Below are 15320 nucleotides of genomic sequence, written 5' to 3' on the forward strand. Positions count from 1 at the left end.
TCCGAAGGGGGTTTGGGGCGTAGCTCGGCTTGTCCGAGCGTAGCCCCAAGCGTTCAAGGAGTTCGTCCAGGCAGGCGAAGTGAGCGAAATCACGCAGTCGAGACGAACCCATCCCGTCCCGGGTGCTCTCCCGCGTGTCCTGGACGGCTAACTTTGTTCGGTGTCTCGCATTTCGTCGTGACGGGGTCGAATGCGGGCGCTACCTTTCGAGGACTCACGCGGAGGTGCTGTGATGCGCGTTTTCTTGGGCGCCGCTCCGCTTGTCTTGCTGCTTGCGTGCTCGCGCCCGGCCTCGCCCGGCGATCACGGCGAGTCGGTCGAGGCGTCGTCCGCGTCGCCGCGAATGCAGAACCTGGCGTCGATCGGGCCCGCGAAGACGAGGCCGCCGACGCCCCAGGGAGGGCGGCGATTCCGGGTCTCGCCGCTGGGAAACGACGCGAACGATTGCTCGGAGAGCAAGCCCTGTCGGGAAATCCAGCGAGGCATTTCCCTGGCGACGGCGCCCGGCGACGTGCTGCTCGTGGAAGACGGGGAATACGCGCGGTTCACGGTGGACGGGCTGCGCGGCGAGCCGGGCCGGCCGATCACGATCTTCGCGATCGGCAAGCGCGCGCTCGTCCGGCCGGATCCCGATTGCAAGAACAGGAACGCTTGTCGGGACAACATCATTCTGCGGAGATCTCACCACGTCGTCCTCGACGGGATCTCGTCGTACGGCGCGCCTCGGGCCGCGGTGGCCGTGTTTTACGGGACGAACGTGGCGATCCGGAACGGGGCGTACTTCGACAACGGTCGATGGGGGATCTTCTCGTCGTTCGCGGACGATCTCGTGGTCGAGAACAACGAGGTCCGGCGGAGCCGGCGCGAGCACGGGATCTATCTGTCGAACAGCGGCGACAGGCCCGTGGTCCGGGCGAACGTGCTGCGCGACAACGACGGCTGCGGCATCCAGATCAACGCCGACATGCGCGAGAGGCCCGAGATCGACAAGTCCGGCAAGAGCTTCTACGGCGGCGTGGCCGACGGGCTCGTGACCGGCGCCGCGATCGAGCGGAATCTGATCATCGGCAATGGCGCCGGCCTGCTCGCGAACAACAAGAAGCGGAAAGGCGCGGGGATCAACCTCGACGGCGTGCAAGATTCGATCGTCCAGGGGAACGTGCTCTACGAAAATGCCGCGTCGGGCATCGTGGCGTTCGGCGACGCGGATGGAAGGGAGCAGGACGCGGAAGAGGACGGAGACGGTCGTTTCGGGCCGAAAGGGCTCTCGATCGTGCACAACACGGTGGTGATGCCCGAGGGGGCGCGGAGCGCGCTGCAGGTTCGATTGAGCGCAGGGCCGAACGTGGTGCGGAACAACATCCTGTATCACCGGGATGCGCGGCGTGCAGGGCTCGAGCTGGTGACGGAGAAGGACGCGAAGCTCGTGGAGAGCGATGGGAACGTCCTCGATCGGGTGGCGATCGGGGATCGGGTGCGGCCGCTCGAAGATTGGCGAAGGCAGCTCGGCAAGGACGGGCATTCGCTTTCGCTGCCGCTCGCGCGGCTCTTCGTGGATCCGGCGCGGGGCGATTACACGCTCTTGCCCGCGTCGCCGGCGGCGCGGGCGGCGACGGCGGATCCGGTGGACGAGCACCAGGATTTCATGGGGAAATCACGCATGCGGCGGGAGAAGGGGCACAGCATCGGCGCATGCGAGGTGGCGCCCGCGGAGCCGCAAGGGGTCAGGGCATCGCCAGTCGGACCACGCGCTCACCAGCGATGAGGACGAGGTCCTTTCCGTCGACGGTGACGGCACGGACGCCGCGCGGCGCGACGGAGAGGGGCGGCGCGCCGTCCACAGCGAGGCGGCCCGGCGCGCCGCTGCCGAAGACGTGCGCAAAGTGGCTCGATGGCCCGATCGCGCCATTCGCATCCGGCTCGACGACGACGAGCGTGTGGCCGAAGTCGTTCGCGATCACGAGCTCGCCCGTCGGGAGGAAGGTGATGTCGCTCGGACGATTGAGGCGCAGGTCGGTGAGAGCGCCGGGCCTGGCGACGCCGTAGCGCTGGCTGTCGCCCGGGATGACGTTTTCCGCGGTGAAGGGGCCCGCGGCGGGGATGCGGCGGACGGCGTTGGAGTCGTACGAGGCGACGTAGAGGTCGCCGTTCGGCGCGAAGGCGATGCCGCTGATGTTCGGGCCGAGGCTGAGGGGAAGGTCGTCGATCCTGCCGGGCTCGAGCGTGACGCCGAACGTGGTGATGGCCTGGTTCGTGACGTTGATGATGCGGAGGTAGTTCGCGTCGGCGAAGTAGAGCGCGCCGTTCGGGCCGATCGTGGCCTTGCCCGCGCCGGTGTTGACGGCGACGCGCGCGGCCGCGGCGAGGCCTGACGCCTGCTGCTCGGCGGTCGTGGCGGCGCGGCCGTCGCCCGCGACGACGGAGAGCATGCCCGTCGCGAGGTCGATCTTCGAGACGCGCGGCAGGCCTGCCTCGAGGAGGTAAAGCGCGCTGCCCGCGAGATCGAAGCCGCGCAAGGAGGCGAGATCGGAGGCGAGCGCCATCCCGTTCGGGCCGATGGTGTTGCCGGTGTAGCCCGTGCCGGCGAGGGGCGTGAGCAGGTTCGTCGTGCGATCGTGGGCCACGACGCGCGCGTCCGAGGTGTAGATGTAGCGGTTGTTCGCGGCGTCGACGCGAATGGAGCTCAGGCTGTTCAGCGAGCGGAGCGAGAGCCCGGGGAGGTTGTCGATCTTGGTCGGGCCCGTGCCGGCGACGGCCTCGACGAGCCCCGGATTGCCGGCGGCGTCGAAGAGGACGCGGCGCAGGCGGCCCTCGGCGAGCACGAGGAGCGAGCCGTCGCGATCGACGAAGGGGCGCGAGTAGAGCGCGAACGCGGCGCTCTTCGCGGGGCCGCCGTCGCCCGTGTAGCCGGCGTTGGGGATGGCCTTGCCCACGTCCCAGCTCCCGGCGACGAAATCGATGCAGTCGCTCTCGTCGAGCGCCACGGGAAGGCTCCCGCCGGCGGGGCGGATGCGGCGGACGAGGCCGTGGCGGCTGCCGAAGAGCAGGTCGCCGCGGACCGGATCGACGATGACGCCGCTGTTGATGCCGAGCGACGTGGTGATCGCAGGGCAACCCTCGGCGGGCAGGCTCGAGTTGTTGCCGTTGCCCGCGAGGTGCAAGCTCTCGACGTACATCGGATCGCCCGCAGGCGGGCGGTTCGCGGGGATCTTGCGGAGCTGGATGCTCGTCGCCGTGTAGATGCTGCCCTCGGCGTCGAGCGTGACGGTGAGCGGATTGACGACGCCGATGTTCGCGATCTGATCGACCGCGTCGGCCGCGATCGTGACGCCCCAGGCCGTGGTGGCCGTGCCCGTGGTGTTGATCGCGCGGATCGTGCCGTTGCTGTTGTCCGCGACGAGCAAGATCGAGCCGTCGGCCGTGAAGGCGAGGTCGCTGATGCCGTTGAAGCTCGCGCTGAGGCGATTGCCGCCGTTGCCGCCGTTGCCGCTCGACGCGGTGCCGGCGTAGTCCGTGACGGCGCCGTCGGTGCGCTTGGCGCGGAAGATGCGGAAGCCCGACGCGAAATACGCGTCCCCGGTGACGGGGTGGATCGCGACGGCGGCGACGCCCTCGGGCGCCTGCGCGACGGTCTGGATGGTCTTCGGCTGGAGGGTCTTGCCGAACATCGTGACGGGCGAGGAGCCGTTGTTGATGACGCGGACGCGCTTGCGATCGGCGATGTAATAGTTGTTGGCCGCGTCCGTCGTGACGAACCCGCCTTCGATCGACGCGAGCAAGGGATCGGCGCCGTCGCCGATCTCGTTCTCCTCGGGTCCGCCGCCGGCGAGGATCGTGTAATCCCCCGAGATGCCGAAGACGCCGGCGCTCGTGGTTTGTCCGGCCGAATCGATCACGATCTCGGCCGGGCCGAAGTCGACGGCCGGGACTTCCACGACGAGTCGATCGGGCTCGGCGGAGAGGACGACGGCGTCCACGCCCTCGAAGGTGACCTTGTTCATCGCGGCGTCCGCGGAAAAACCCGTGCCGCGGAGGACGAGCGCGCTGCCGGGAGCGCCGCCCGCCGGGGTCGTGTCGAGCACGGAGAGGACGGGCGTGGTGCCGGTGATCGTGGCCGCGACGTAGCTCCGCGCAGGCATTCGCCCCGGGGCGGCGAGGTTCACCGGGCCGGTGACGGCGTCCGCGGGGACGGTGACGACGACCTGCGTGCCGGCCGCGTTGATCGAGGTGACGGCGGCAGGCGCGGCGGCGCCGGCGAACGTGACGGTGAGGTCTGCGGGCAAAAGGCCGACGAAGCCGGCGCCGGTGAGGGTGAGGCTCTCGCCGGGCGCGTGGGGCGCGTCGAAGCCGGTGATCGCGAGCTCGGCGGGGATCGAGGCGTCGGTGATCGTGAGCGGGAGCCAGTTCGAGCGCAGGCCGTTGACCTCGATGGCGATGGCGCCGGTCGCGAGCGTGGACTCGGAGTTGCCGACGCCGAGCGCGAAGGCGAGATCGCCCGGGGTCGCCTGGTTCGTGACGATCTTGCGGCGCGTGCCGCTGCGGCCCGGGATCGCGAGCTGGTTCGCCTCGACGGACGCAGGGTCGAAGCCGAGGCCCTGGACCTTCAGCGTGGAGGAGAGTTTGGCCTGCGTGACGTCGGTCGAACCGGCGACGGGCAGGTGGGTGAAACCCGGGGAGAACGTGGCTTGCGGCGTGCCGTCGAGGGTGACCGTGACGACGCGCGTGCGGGCGACGGCGGCGGGCGTGGTGACGCTGAGGGTGCCGTCGTCGAGGACCATGACGTCGGCGGCCGGGACGTTGCCGAAGAGGACGCCGACGGCGCCGATGAAGCCGTAGCCGCTGATCGTGACGAGCTCGCCGCCCGCGGCGCTGCCGGCGGCGGGCCGCATGCCGATGATCGCGACGGCGGGCTCGACCTCGATCGTGTAGTCCTGGGTCGCGCTCTGGCCGTCGGGGCCCGTGGCCACGAGCGAGACGGATTGCGGCCCGTCCTGGCCTGCGGCGGGCGTCCACGTGACCGCGCCCGTCGCGGCGTCGACCTGCATGCCGTCGGGCTTGCTCGCGAGCGAGTACGTGATCGTGTCGCCGGGCAGGGCGTTTTCCTGCACGGCCTGCGACGCGTAGAGGTAGGGGTCGCCGACGTGCGCGACGAGCACCGGCGTCGTGGTGAACGAGACCGGGCCGCGCATTTCTTCCTGTCCGCCGGCGCCGCCGTTGCCACCGCTCCCGCCGGAGCCGCCGCTGCCGCCCATGCCACCGACGCCACCCGCGCCGCCGCTGCCGGCGGGGTTCGTCGTGCCGGAGGTCGAGGGCGCATCATCGGAGCAACCCGTCGCGAAGGCGGCGAGCGGGAGGCTGATCAGGAACGCGAGCGAGAGTCGGCTTTTCGCGCGGGAACGCATGGCGTGCTCCTCCTGTGACGGAAGGGAAGGATCGAGGAGGATAGAGCGGAGACGCCGGCGGCAGAAGGGGGAGGATGGCAGCGGAGGACGATTCTCGTGTCCCTGGACGAGCTCCGCTTCACCGGACCATGTCGTTCGTCACCCAATCGATGACGGAGCCATGCTGCGGATTCCAGCCGAGCTCGCGGCGGGCCTTTTCGGAACGGACGCGGCTGTTCGAGCCGAGCGCGAAGACGGCGAGCTCACGGCCCCACCGGGCGATCGCCTGCTCGGCGGGCCACGGCTCGGCCTCGCCCAGCCCGAGGGCCTTGCCGATCGCGCGGACGACATCGCCGAAGGAGGCCTCGCCATTTTCGACGTAGTAAAAACTCCCCGCCGGCGCCTTCTCCAGCGCGAGCACGTAGAGCTCGGTCATGTCGGCGATGTGGACGTTCGACCAGATGTTGAGGCCGCGGCCGATGTAGCGCGGGATTCCGCTCTCCTTCGCCTGGGCGACGAGCGGCGGGATCTGCACGCTCTGGGCGGGCGGGCCCAGCGTGTGGCCATAGATCAGGCTGTTGCAGAGCACGACGGTTCGCACGCCGGGAGCGCTCTCGACGATGCGCTTGTTCAATGCGACGCGGTGCTCCTTGTCCGGCTCCGGCTCGACCGGCGTATCCTCGGTGAAGATCGCATTCGACGGTTCGCCCATCGCTTCGTCGCCAACGAGGCTCGTGCCGCTCGTGTGGAGGAACGGCTTGCCCGAGCCGGCGAGTCCGGCGAGCAATGCGATGGCGGCGCCCTCATGGTCGCTGTCGGCGGCATTGATGACGGCATCGGCGGCCTTCGCCTCGGCGGCGAGCAACGAGGCGTCGTCGAGCGTGCCGAGGACGGGGTCGATGCCCTTCGCGCGCACGCCCTCGACCTTTGCAGCCGAACGGACGAGTCCGCGCACGACATGCCCCATGGAGGCGAGCCGCGCGGCGACCGAACCACCGATATAGCCGCTTGCACCGGTCACGAAGATCCTCATGCAACACTCCTTTTCTCGATGCCTGGACGATGGAACCGCCGCGGCCGTTTGACAATCCGCCGCGCATGCGCATGACATGTGAATCCGTTTCACAAGGCAGGGTCGAGATGGACAATCGCATGGGCGAGATGCGGGTCTTCGTGCGGGTGGTGGAAGCCGGCAGCTTCTCGGAGGCGGCTCGTCAGCTCCGGATGACGCCGTCGACGGTGAGCAAGCTGGTCGGCCGGATCGAAGAGCGGATGGGCGTGCGTCTCGTCGAGCGCTCGACACGGCGCCTGTCGCTGACCGACGAGGGCCAGCTCTACTTCGAACGAAGCGGCGCGCTCCTCGGCGAGCTCGACGATCTGGAACGCGAGATCGCGCAGGGAGGTGTTCATGCGAGGGGGACGGTGCGCGTCAACGCGTCGGTCGCCTTCGGCGTGCGCGGGCTCTTGCCGCTCTTGCCGGGCTTCTGGGAGGCGTATCCGGAGATCGTCGTCGACGTGTCGCTTTCGGACGAAATCGTCGACCTCTACCTCGATCGCACCGACATTGCATTTCGCGTCGGCGCGCTCGGCGACTCGAACCTGGTCGCTCGAAAGGTCGGCACGGCGCGCCGCAGGATCGTCGCTTCACCGGCCTATCTGAAACGCCACGGGACGCCTCGGACCCTCGAGGATCTCGAGCATCACAATTGCCTCGGCTTCAACTTTCGGCGGTCGGCGCCCGTGTGGCCGCTCCGGCAGGGAGCTCGTGTCGTCGACCGGACGATGCGCGGCAGCTTGCTCGCCAACAACGGCGAGACGGTGCGCACCATGGCCATCGCGGGCGTCGGATTGGCGCGGCTCGCGGACTTCCACGTCGATCCCGACATCGAGAGCGGACGGCTCGTCGAAGTGCTGGCGGACGAAGAGCACAGCGACGTCGAGGACGTGCACGCGCTTTATCTCGGGGGTCAGCGCGTGCCACAGCGCGTGCGCGTGTTTCTCGACCACATGGTCCCGCGGTTGCAATCGTTCATGGCGCGCGGCGGAGACGATCGGCACGTTCGGGCCGCCTCGTCAGGGAAGCGGGGCGGCTCGCGCGAACGGCCTCGAAAGGCCCGCACGCCTTCGCCTCGTGCGGCTGCGTCGCGGTGAAGCCGCGCGGGCGGCGTCCCAAGCGGGTCAGGGAACCCACGCGCACGGACGTGATTCGTTGACTCATTGGAGCTGATGCGATGGGACAAGTCGTGGAGCTGGTCTTCGAGGTCGAGACGCCGGCGCAGGCTGCGCACCTGGTTCTTGGTATGTTGCAGGGCGCGGAACAGCATAGGTCCTTGGAAGTTGATGGCCGCGCTCGTTGTGATGTCGAGGAGATCCCGGAGCTGCTTGCGGAAAACCCAGCGGTGCTCTTCATCTTGCCGTCACCGATCGAAATCGGGGAGCTCGGATGGGTGCCGGATGTAGGAATCCGTGTCGTGCGTGTGCCAGCGGGGTTCGACGTCGAGCTGAGCATCGATCTCGACGACATCGCCGATCCTGGGGCTTTGGCGCGAGCCCTGTTTTCCCACGCCCAGCGGCTGGCAGCCGCACACGAGGTCACGTCGTTTTACGCAGGGCTCGAGCCAGCGAGTGATGAGGACACGCGACTCTTTACTGGCAGCGAGCTCGGTCCCTATCGCTTTCCGTCTCACGAGTAGGAGCAACCGGGCCCGAGACTCTTCCGATGATCGAGTGACGGCGGATTGACGGCGAGCGGCCGTCGTGGCTCCATCGTGTCGATGGCCGACCGCACGACGAGCACCCTCACCCTCGAATCGGCCCTGGGTCTATGCGCTTCGCGCGGCAGCCGGACGATCGATGTCGGCGCCGGAGCCGGAGAGGGGTTGCTCGTCGTAGCCGATGGAATGGGGGGGCACTGCACGGGGTGGCTCGGCGCGCGCCTGGCCGTACGTGCGCTCGTCGAGCCATTCGCGAGCGCCGGCGCGGAAGACCGGTTCGTGGGAGCCGCCGATGGCTTCCCCGACGACTGGGGCTGGGCCGGCGCGATGCAATCACGTCGAGCGGCCGAGCGCGTGTACGAGGCGTGCGCGGCCGATTTCGGGGATCCGGCGGCGCTCCCGCGTGATCTCGCTGCGATGTTCTCGGAGATCGACCGCGTCGTGGCCGACGTCCCGAAGCATGACCGTATCCACGGCCTCCTGGTCGGGTGCATTGCCGCCACCGTCGAAGGCGCTCGCGTGCGTGGGATCCACGTGGGGATCGGGCGCGCACTCCTGCTACGCGCGGGCGCCCACCACTTCGAGAGTCTCGTGGTCGAGCATTACCTGCACCTCGTCGCGGATCGCATGCCGCAAGCCCGCGACATCGACCCGGCGCAGATCCCGTTGAACATCATCGTCAACGGCCTCGGGGGGCTCACGCAAGCCGGGGTTGGCGTCGACCCATTCGACGTCGAGCTCGGCGCGGGTGACCTTCTCCTCCTCTGCTCCCGACGAATGGACGTCCCCGAGGAGGAAGTGGCCCGCATCGCGAGGGCCGCCGTGGACGACGGTACCCCGCTCGAGGAGCTCGCGCGCATCCTCGAACGCCGTTCGGCCGCCATGTTCGACGTCGCCGAGGCGCATCGCGCCGCCGACGTGGCCTTCGCGATTGCGTTTGCGAGGCTCTCAGGTTCGAGGTGATCCGATGGGCGGGCCGGCCGGCGCGCGCGGGACGAGGCCGTGGATCAAAAGCTCGAGCGCCCGCGCCATCCGCCGCTCTCGCGCGCGGCCCGACCCGTCGTCCGCGAGGACGGCCGACAGCATGGCGAGCACGTCGATCACGTCGGCGAGGGTGAGGTCGTCGCGGACCAGCCCCGCCGCGCGCGCGCGCGAGAGCGGCACCGTGAGCAGCCGCGTCACCCGGGGCACGAGGGCCTGGAGCGCGGGCTCGCCCGGTCCGCGCAGCAGGGCGGGCACCAATGCGTGGGTCTCGGTGTGCCTTTCGACGATGGCCGAGAGCAGCTTCATGAAGGCGTCGGGGCAGTCGCCGTGCTCGCGGGCGAGCGCCTCGAGCACGCCGAGATCATCCTCGACGATCGCGGCGCCGAGCGCGTATCGGTCCGGGAAGTTCCGATAGAGCGTCGCTCGCCCGACGCCGGCGTGGCGCGCGATCGCGTCGAACGGCGCGTCGAAGCCGGCCGACGCGTACACCTCGCGCGCGGCGGCGACGATCCGCGCGCGGTTCTCCTCGGCGTCTTTCCGGCGCGCCGGTCTTTTTTCCGTGGGGCTTTCCACCGCGCGACTCTACCCCGGAGCCGAAGTGGACACCACTGTCCACTTTTGATATGCTCGAGCCACGAGCGCCGGAAGCCAGAGGGCTGCTCGCCGCCGTAAGGAGTGCTTCATGAGTGACGACACGCTGCCGACCTTGCCCGCGAACGCGTCGATCTTCACCCGCATCCGCCTGGCCGTCCACGCGCTCGGCGTCCTGGCCAATGAACCTGGGCACACGTACTACGGCCCGCTGGTGAACGCGTGCCTCGACAGCGAGACGTACGCGAAGCTGGCCGAGGCGTGGCGCGAGATTCCCGAGACCCGCCGGCTGCTCGACGAGCGCCCGACGCTGCAAGGCCGCGAGCTCGACCTCGACGCCCTCGCGCGCCTGCCGGAAGGCACGCTCGGCCACGAGTTCGTGCGCTACTTCCGCGACAACGGCATCGAGCCGTTCGTCACCACGTTCCCCGTCTCGAGCGACGTCGATTACCTCAGCAAACGTTATCGCGAGACGCACGACCTGTTTCACCTGATCACCGGTTATGGGACCGACGAGCCCGGCGAGATGGAACTGCAGGCGTTCGTGCTCGGCAACCTCGGCGTCCGCCAGGCGGTGCTGATCCTGGCGTATTCGGTCCCGCGACAGCTCCAGCGGTCGGGATTCAAGGATTTCGCAGCGTACCTCGGCCGATTGCGCGCGGCTTATTCCCGCGGCCGTCACTCGCGTGAGCTGCTCAGCGTGAACTACGAGAAGCTGTGGGAACAGCCGGTGTCGACGCTGACCGGCCTTTTGTGCGCCCCTGCGTGAGGACCTGAGCATGCGGCCCCCCGGTCCCGGTCTCTTGCAGTTCATCCACGGCGTTCGCACCCTCGGGTTCCTCGACTTCGTGGGGAAGCAGTGGCGCGAGCACGGTGACGTGTTCCAGGTGCGCATCGGCCGGCGAACGCTCGTCTTCGCGATGCACCCCGACGCGGTGGAGCGCGTCAACATCAGCCATCGGCAGAACTACGAGAAGCTCGGCAGCTACGACGGGGTGCGGAAGTACCTGATCGGCAATGGCATCGTCGCGAGCAACGGGGATCTCTGGCGTCGGCAGCGCAGGTTGATGGCGCCCTTCTACACACCGAAGGGCGTTCAAGCTCATGCGGATCTGATGATTCGCGACGCCGCGCGCCTCGTGGAGCGCTGGGAGGCGCTCGCCAGCAAGGGCACCGAGGTGGAGATCGCCGAGGAAATGACGTTCGTCACGGCCTCGATCATCCTGAAGGCGATGTTCAGCACCGAGACGATGGAATCGATCCACCAGATGAAGGACGCGGTGGAGACGATGCTCTCCTTCGTCAACGACCGGATGGCGGGCCCGGCGCTCCCCGAATGGCTGCCCACCTCGAAGAATCGCAAATACCTCGCGGCGCGGGAGCGAGTGCATCGCTCGATCCGCGCGCTCATCGCGCAAAGGCGCGGCACCGACGAGGCGTCATGGCCCGACGACCTGCTCTCGCGGCTGATGAAGGCGCGCGACGAGGAGACAGGGCAGGCGATGTCGGAGAGCCTGCTGCGCGACGAGTCGATCACCACCTTCTTCGCGGGTCACGAGACCACCGCGCGCACCATGACGTTCGCCTGGTACGCGCTTTCGACGAACCCGAAGGTGACCGAGCGCCTGCACGAGGAGCTCGATCGCGTGCTCGGCGGACGGACGCCGACCGCCGACGAATTGCGGCAGCTCCCGTACACGCTGCAGGTCGTCAAGGAGGTGCTGCGGCTCTACCCGGCGGCGCCATTTTACGTGCGCGATGCCGTCGCCGCCGATCGGATCGCCGGCTTCGACGTGCCCGCGGGCGCGGCGGTGATGCTGTCGCCGTACTACACGCACCGGCATCCAGAGTTCTGGGAAAACCCCGAGGTGTTCGATCCCGATCGCTGGACGCGCGAGCGAGAGGCCGCACGTCACGGCTACGCATACCACCCGTTCGCCCTCGGTCAGCGCATCTGCATCGGCAACAACTTCTCGCTGCTCGAGAGCCACCTGCTTCTGGCGATGCTCGCGCAGCGCTTCACGCCTCGATTGCGCGCCGGCTTCGAGCCGCGCTGGACGATGCAGGGCACGCTGGGCATCGCCAATGGGCTGCCGATGGTCATCACGCCGCGCGTGTGCCGCAGAGAGGACCGCGTGGGTGACCTCTGCGGGCAGTCCGGGTAAACTCCCGGCGTGTACACCCTTTACATCGCCAACAAGAACTACTCGTCCTGGTCGCTTCGGCCGTGGATCCTCCTCCTGGAAGCAGGCATTCCCTTCGAGGAGCGTTTGCTCCGGTTCGGCGACGAGGCCGCGTGGGCGCCGTTCCGCGCGATGACGCCGGCCGGGAAAGTGCCGACGCTCCTCGACGGCGGTCGCGTGGTGTGGGATTCGCTCGCCATCGCGGAATACCTCGCCGAAAGGCATCCGGGCGTGTGGCCGCGCGACGAAGCCGCCCGCGCCTGGGCGCGCTCCGCGGCCGCGGAGATGCACGCGGGATTCGGGGTGCTGCGCGAGAAATGCAGCATGAACATCGGCATTCGCGTGCGCTTGCACGAGACGCCGCCCGCGCTCTCGCGCGACGTGGCGCGGATCTCGGCGTTATGGACGGAGGGGCTCGAGCGCTTCGGTGGGCCGTTCCTCGCCGGGGACACGTTCACGGCGGTCGACGCCTTCTTCGCGCCCGTGGTGTTCCGCTGGCAGACGTACGGGCTACGGCTCGGGGAGGCGGCCACGGCCTACGCGACGCGGATGCTGGAGCGCCCGTCGATGCGCCGGTGGTACGACGAAGGGATCGCCGAGACCTTCCGCGACACGCAGCACGACGTCGAGTGCCGCGCCGCCGGCGAGTGGACCGCGGATTTCAGGGCGAGCTGAGCGCTCACGCGATCCGATGCAGCAGCGGCTCGCCGCGGAGAAGGCGGTGGACGTTGCCCGCGACGATGTCCGCGATCCGCGCGAACGCCTCCTCCGTCGAGCCGGCGACGTGCGGCAGGACGACGACGTCGTCCCGACGGTAAAGCGGATCCACCGGATCCCACGGCTCTTCCCAGAATACGTCGAGCCCCGCGCCGCCGAGCCTGCCCGTCTCCAGGGCGTGCAAGAGCGCGTCTCGATCGACGATGGGGCCCCGCGCGACGTTGACGAGCAGGGCCCCGGGCTTCACGCGCGAGAGAAACGCCTCGCCGACGAGGCCCCGCGTCTTCGGCGTGAGCGGGCAATGGATGCTGATCACGTCGGCGCGGGCCGCGAGATCGAGGACGTCCTCGGGGGACGTGGTGCTGCGCGCGGCGAGGATACGCATGCCGAGGGCCTCGGCGATGCGGGCGAGCGCCGCGCCGGAGCGGCCGAGGCCGAGGATGCCGAGCGTGCGGCCCGCGAGCTCGATGCCGAGCGGCGCGCCGATGGAGCGCTCGGCGAAGGCGCGGCTCGCGCGGGGGAAGCGGCGCGCGAGGGCGAGGATCAGGAAGAGCGCGGCCTCGGCGACCGATTGTCCGTTCGTGCCGGGCGCGTTGCACACGGGGACGCCCCGGGCGCGCGCGGCCGCGAGGTCGATGCCCTCGGTGCCGACGGCCGGCTGCTGGATGAGGCGCAGATTGCGCGGCGCGGCAATGACGTCGGCGTCGAGGCGGGCGTTCGAGGGCAAGAGGACGTCGGCGTCCTCGACCTGGCCCGCGAGCGGCAGGCCCGGGTCCCACGAGCGGAGCGTGACGCCGAGGGGCAGCCGCGCGCGGATGGCGTCGACGATGGGGAACCAGCCCGTGCCGCAGAAGACGATGTGCACGGGGGACCGTTACCGCCGTCGAGGCGCCCGTGCACGCGCGGAGGCGTGCCCCGTCGTCCGGGGCGGTCTTCGTGCCGCCTGACGTGTGTGGAAAAAGATACAGGTTTTCCGTTCGTCGGCTGGTCGGGCTCGTGGGCTCGATGCGCAACCTTTTGCCGGTTCGACGTCGGTTTCCGTTAGCATGGTCGATCGTATGGATCTGGCTCCGGGCTCAATCATCGCGGGACGGTACCGGGTCGACGCGCGTGTCGGCGCGGGCGGCATGGGCGAGGTGTGGGCCGGTGAGCACCTCGCGATCGGCATGAAAGTGGCGATCAAGACGCTGCTCGCCGCCGCTGCCTACGATCGCGAGGTGGTCGCGCGTTTCCGCCGCGAGGCGAACCTGCTCGGCCGCATCCGGAGCGATCACGTCGCGCGTGTCGTCGACTTCGTCGAGGATCCGACCGTCGGACTCGTGCTCGTCATGGAGTACATCGAGGGCCAGCCGCTCTCGAAGGTGCTGCAGCAGCGAAGGCTCTCCGTCGAGGAGGCGATCGACGTGGGTTGTCACGTGGTCGACGCGCTCGGCGATCTGCACCGCGCGCACGTCATCCACCGCGACATGAAGCCCGGCAACATCATGATGGAGCCGCAGCCGAACGGCAGGACGCGCGCGATCATCGTCGACTTCGGCATGGGCCGCATCGAGTCCGGCGCAGGCGAGGATCTCGAACAGACGAACCTGACGCGCGCGGACATGGCGCTCGGGACGCTCGAGTACATGGCGCCCGAGCAGATCCTGAACTCGCGTGACGTGACGGCGGCCTCGGATCTCTACGCAGTCGGAGCGATGCTCTACCGCGCGATCGCGGGGCGTCACATCTTCGGCGACGCGCAAGACGCGGAGCTGGCGCGCGCCAAGCTGATGACGGACGCCCCGCCGCTGCAGACAGGGCGAAACGATCGGATCTCGCAAGGGTTCGTCAACGTGGTGATGCGCGCGGTCCAGCGCCGGCCGCAGACGCGCTACCAGAAGGCCGAGGACATGCTGAACGAGCTGCGCGCGCTGCAAGACGCGGTGCGCGCGGCGGCCTTCGAGAGCAGCGCGGCGCGGCACCTGCTCGGGCCGGCGAGCATCCCGAACGCACGGCAATCGCAGACGTCGTATCCGGGATATGCCGCGACGCAGACGCCGCTGCCGTACGCGCAGCAGCAACAGCCGATGCAAGCGCAGCAAGCGATGATGCCGGCGCAGGACCGTCCGTCGATGCCGGGCGGGCCGATCTCGCGGCCGAGCGGGAGCGGCGCCGCGCCGATCTCCGTGCCCGTTGCCGCGCAGCGCCGTGGCATGTCACCCGCGGCCGTGGTGGGACTCGTGTTCCTCGCGCTCGCAGCAGGCGTGGGCGGAGCCGCCTGGTTTTTCCTGAACACGAGGCCCCCCGAGCCAGCCGTTTCCCCGGTGACCACCCCGCCGCCGCAAGCGCCCCTGCCGAGCGCAGCCCCCGCGTCGACGCAGCAAGCACCCGCGCCGACGCCATCCGCGGCCGCGCCGACGCCAGGCGCCGAAGGCGATGGCCTCGACGTCGAGCCCGCCGCAACCGCGCCGCAGCAGGCGCCGAGCCAGAAGCCAGCGACGCTTGGAAGCGGCGCATCTTCCGCAAAGCCGTTCGGCACGTTGGGCACGGGCACCACGAAGGCGCCCGCGTCGACAGCCACGGCGCCGAACGTCGGCAAGATCAACTTCTGAGAGAGGCTCGACAGGAGCGCCGCGCCGGGGCTCTGCCCCGGACCCCGCGGGGGCTGTCCGCCCCTCGACCCGGACCAGGGCAAGCCCTGGACTCGGGGTGGAAGAACTGCGCTCCGCGCAGTTCTTCCAACGGGCCCGTGACAAGACCAGGGACAGCGT

Annotated in this window: 12 protein-coding genes; 8 read left to right on the top strand and 4 right to left on the bottom strand. The window is 69.4% G+C overall.

Features of this window, described 5'->3' with window-relative positions; all coding sequences use genetic code 11:
- Positions 1–232: 232 nt before the first annotated feature.
- Positions 233–1765: a right-handed parallel beta-helix repeat-containing protein gene (locus tag QHF83_RS12905; RefSeq protein WP_282418101.1), complete on the top strand. Its 1533-nt coding sequence runs from the start codon at positions 233–235 to the stop codon at positions 1763–1765.
- Here the strand turns inward: QHF83_RS12905 and QHF83_RS12910 are convergent.
- Positions 1725–5402, bottom strand: a complete 3678-nt coding sequence (locus tag QHF83_RS12910) for an IPT/TIG domain-containing protein (protein ID WP_282418102.1) — start codon at positions 5400–5402, stop codon at positions 1725–1727. The genes QHF83_RS12905 and QHF83_RS12910 overlap by 41 nt on opposite strands.
- A gap of 118 nt (positions 5403–5520) precedes the next feature.
- Entirely contained in the window at positions 5521–6414 is an 894-nt protein-coding gene (locus tag QHF83_RS12915; RefSeq protein ID WP_282418103.1) for an NAD-dependent epimerase/dehydratase family protein, read from the bottom strand.
- Positions 6415–6521: 107 nt separating this feature from the next.
- On the opposite strand from QHF83_RS12915, the gene QHF83_RS12920 reads away from it, so the two are divergent.
- From QHF83_RS12920 to QHF83_RS12930, 3 genes are all read left to right on the top strand, one after another.
- Positions 6522–7532: a LysR family transcriptional regulator gene (locus QHF83_RS12920; protein ID WP_282418104.1), complete on the top strand. Its 1011-nt coding sequence runs from the start codon at positions 6522–6524 to the stop codon at positions 7530–7532.
- Positions 7533–7624: 92 nt separating this feature from the next.
- A complete protein-coding gene (locus QHF83_RS12925) occupies positions 7625–8074 on the top strand; it encodes a hypothetical protein (RefSeq protein ID WP_282418105.1) in 450 nt (149 codons plus the stop codon).
- Positions 8075–8155: 81 nt separating this feature from the next.
- Positions 8156–9058: a hypothetical protein gene (locus QHF83_RS12930; RefSeq protein ID WP_282418106.1), complete on the top strand. Its 903-nt coding sequence runs from the start codon at positions 8156–8158 to the stop codon at positions 9056–9058.
- Here QHF83_RS12930 and QHF83_RS12935 read toward each other — a convergent pair.
- Positions 9044–9652 carry a TetR/AcrR family transcriptional regulator gene (locus QHF83_RS12935; RefSeq protein WP_282418107.1) on the bottom strand — a complete coding sequence of 203 codons (609 nt, stop codon included), beginning with the start codon at positions 9650–9652 and terminating at the stop codon, positions 9044–9046. The genes QHF83_RS12930 and QHF83_RS12935 overlap by 15 nt on opposite strands.
- Before the next feature lie 109 nt (positions 9653–9761).
- On the opposite strand from QHF83_RS12935, the gene QHF83_RS12940 reads away from it, so the two are divergent.
- From QHF83_RS12940 to QHF83_RS12950, 3 genes are read left to right on the top strand one after another with little or no spacing between them, the layout of a single operon-like run.
- Positions 9762–10439, top strand: coding sequence for a Coq4 family protein (locus QHF83_RS12940; protein WP_282418108.1), 678 nt, complete (start codon positions 9762–9764; stop codon positions 10437–10439).
- A 10-nt stretch (positions 10440–10449) separates the two neighbouring features.
- Complete coding sequence (locus tag QHF83_RS12945) at positions 10450–11835, top strand: cytochrome P450 (protein ID WP_282418109.1); 1386 nt, start codon at positions 10450–10452, stop codon at positions 11833–11835.
- 9 nt (positions 11836–11844) lie between these two features.
- Positions 11845–12528 (top strand): glutathione S-transferase family protein, encoded by a 684-nt coding sequence (locus QHF83_RS12950; RefSeq protein ID WP_282418110.1) that lies wholly within the window; start codon positions 11845–11847, stop codon positions 12526–12528.
- Positions 12529–12532: 4 nt separating this feature from the next.
- Here QHF83_RS12950 and QHF83_RS12955 read toward each other — a convergent pair whose 3' ends face one another.
- Positions 12533–13435: a 2-hydroxyacid dehydrogenase gene (locus tag QHF83_RS12955; protein ID WP_282418111.1), complete on the bottom strand. Its 903-nt coding sequence runs from the start codon at positions 13433–13435 to the stop codon at positions 12533–12535.
- 193 nt (positions 13436–13628) lie between these two features.
- Here QHF83_RS12955 and QHF83_RS12960 point away from each other — a divergent pair, with 193 nt between their 5' ends.
- A complete protein-coding gene (locus QHF83_RS12960) occupies positions 13629–15161 on the top strand; it encodes a serine/threonine protein kinase (RefSeq protein WP_282418112.1) in 1533 nt (510 codons plus the stop codon).
- Positions 15162–15320 lie beyond the last annotated feature (159 nt).

The sequence above is a fragment of the Polyangium sp. 15x6 genome, from assembly GCF_029960785.1.
GTDB lineage: Bacteria > Myxococcota_A > Polyangia > Polyangiales > Polyangiaceae > Polyangium.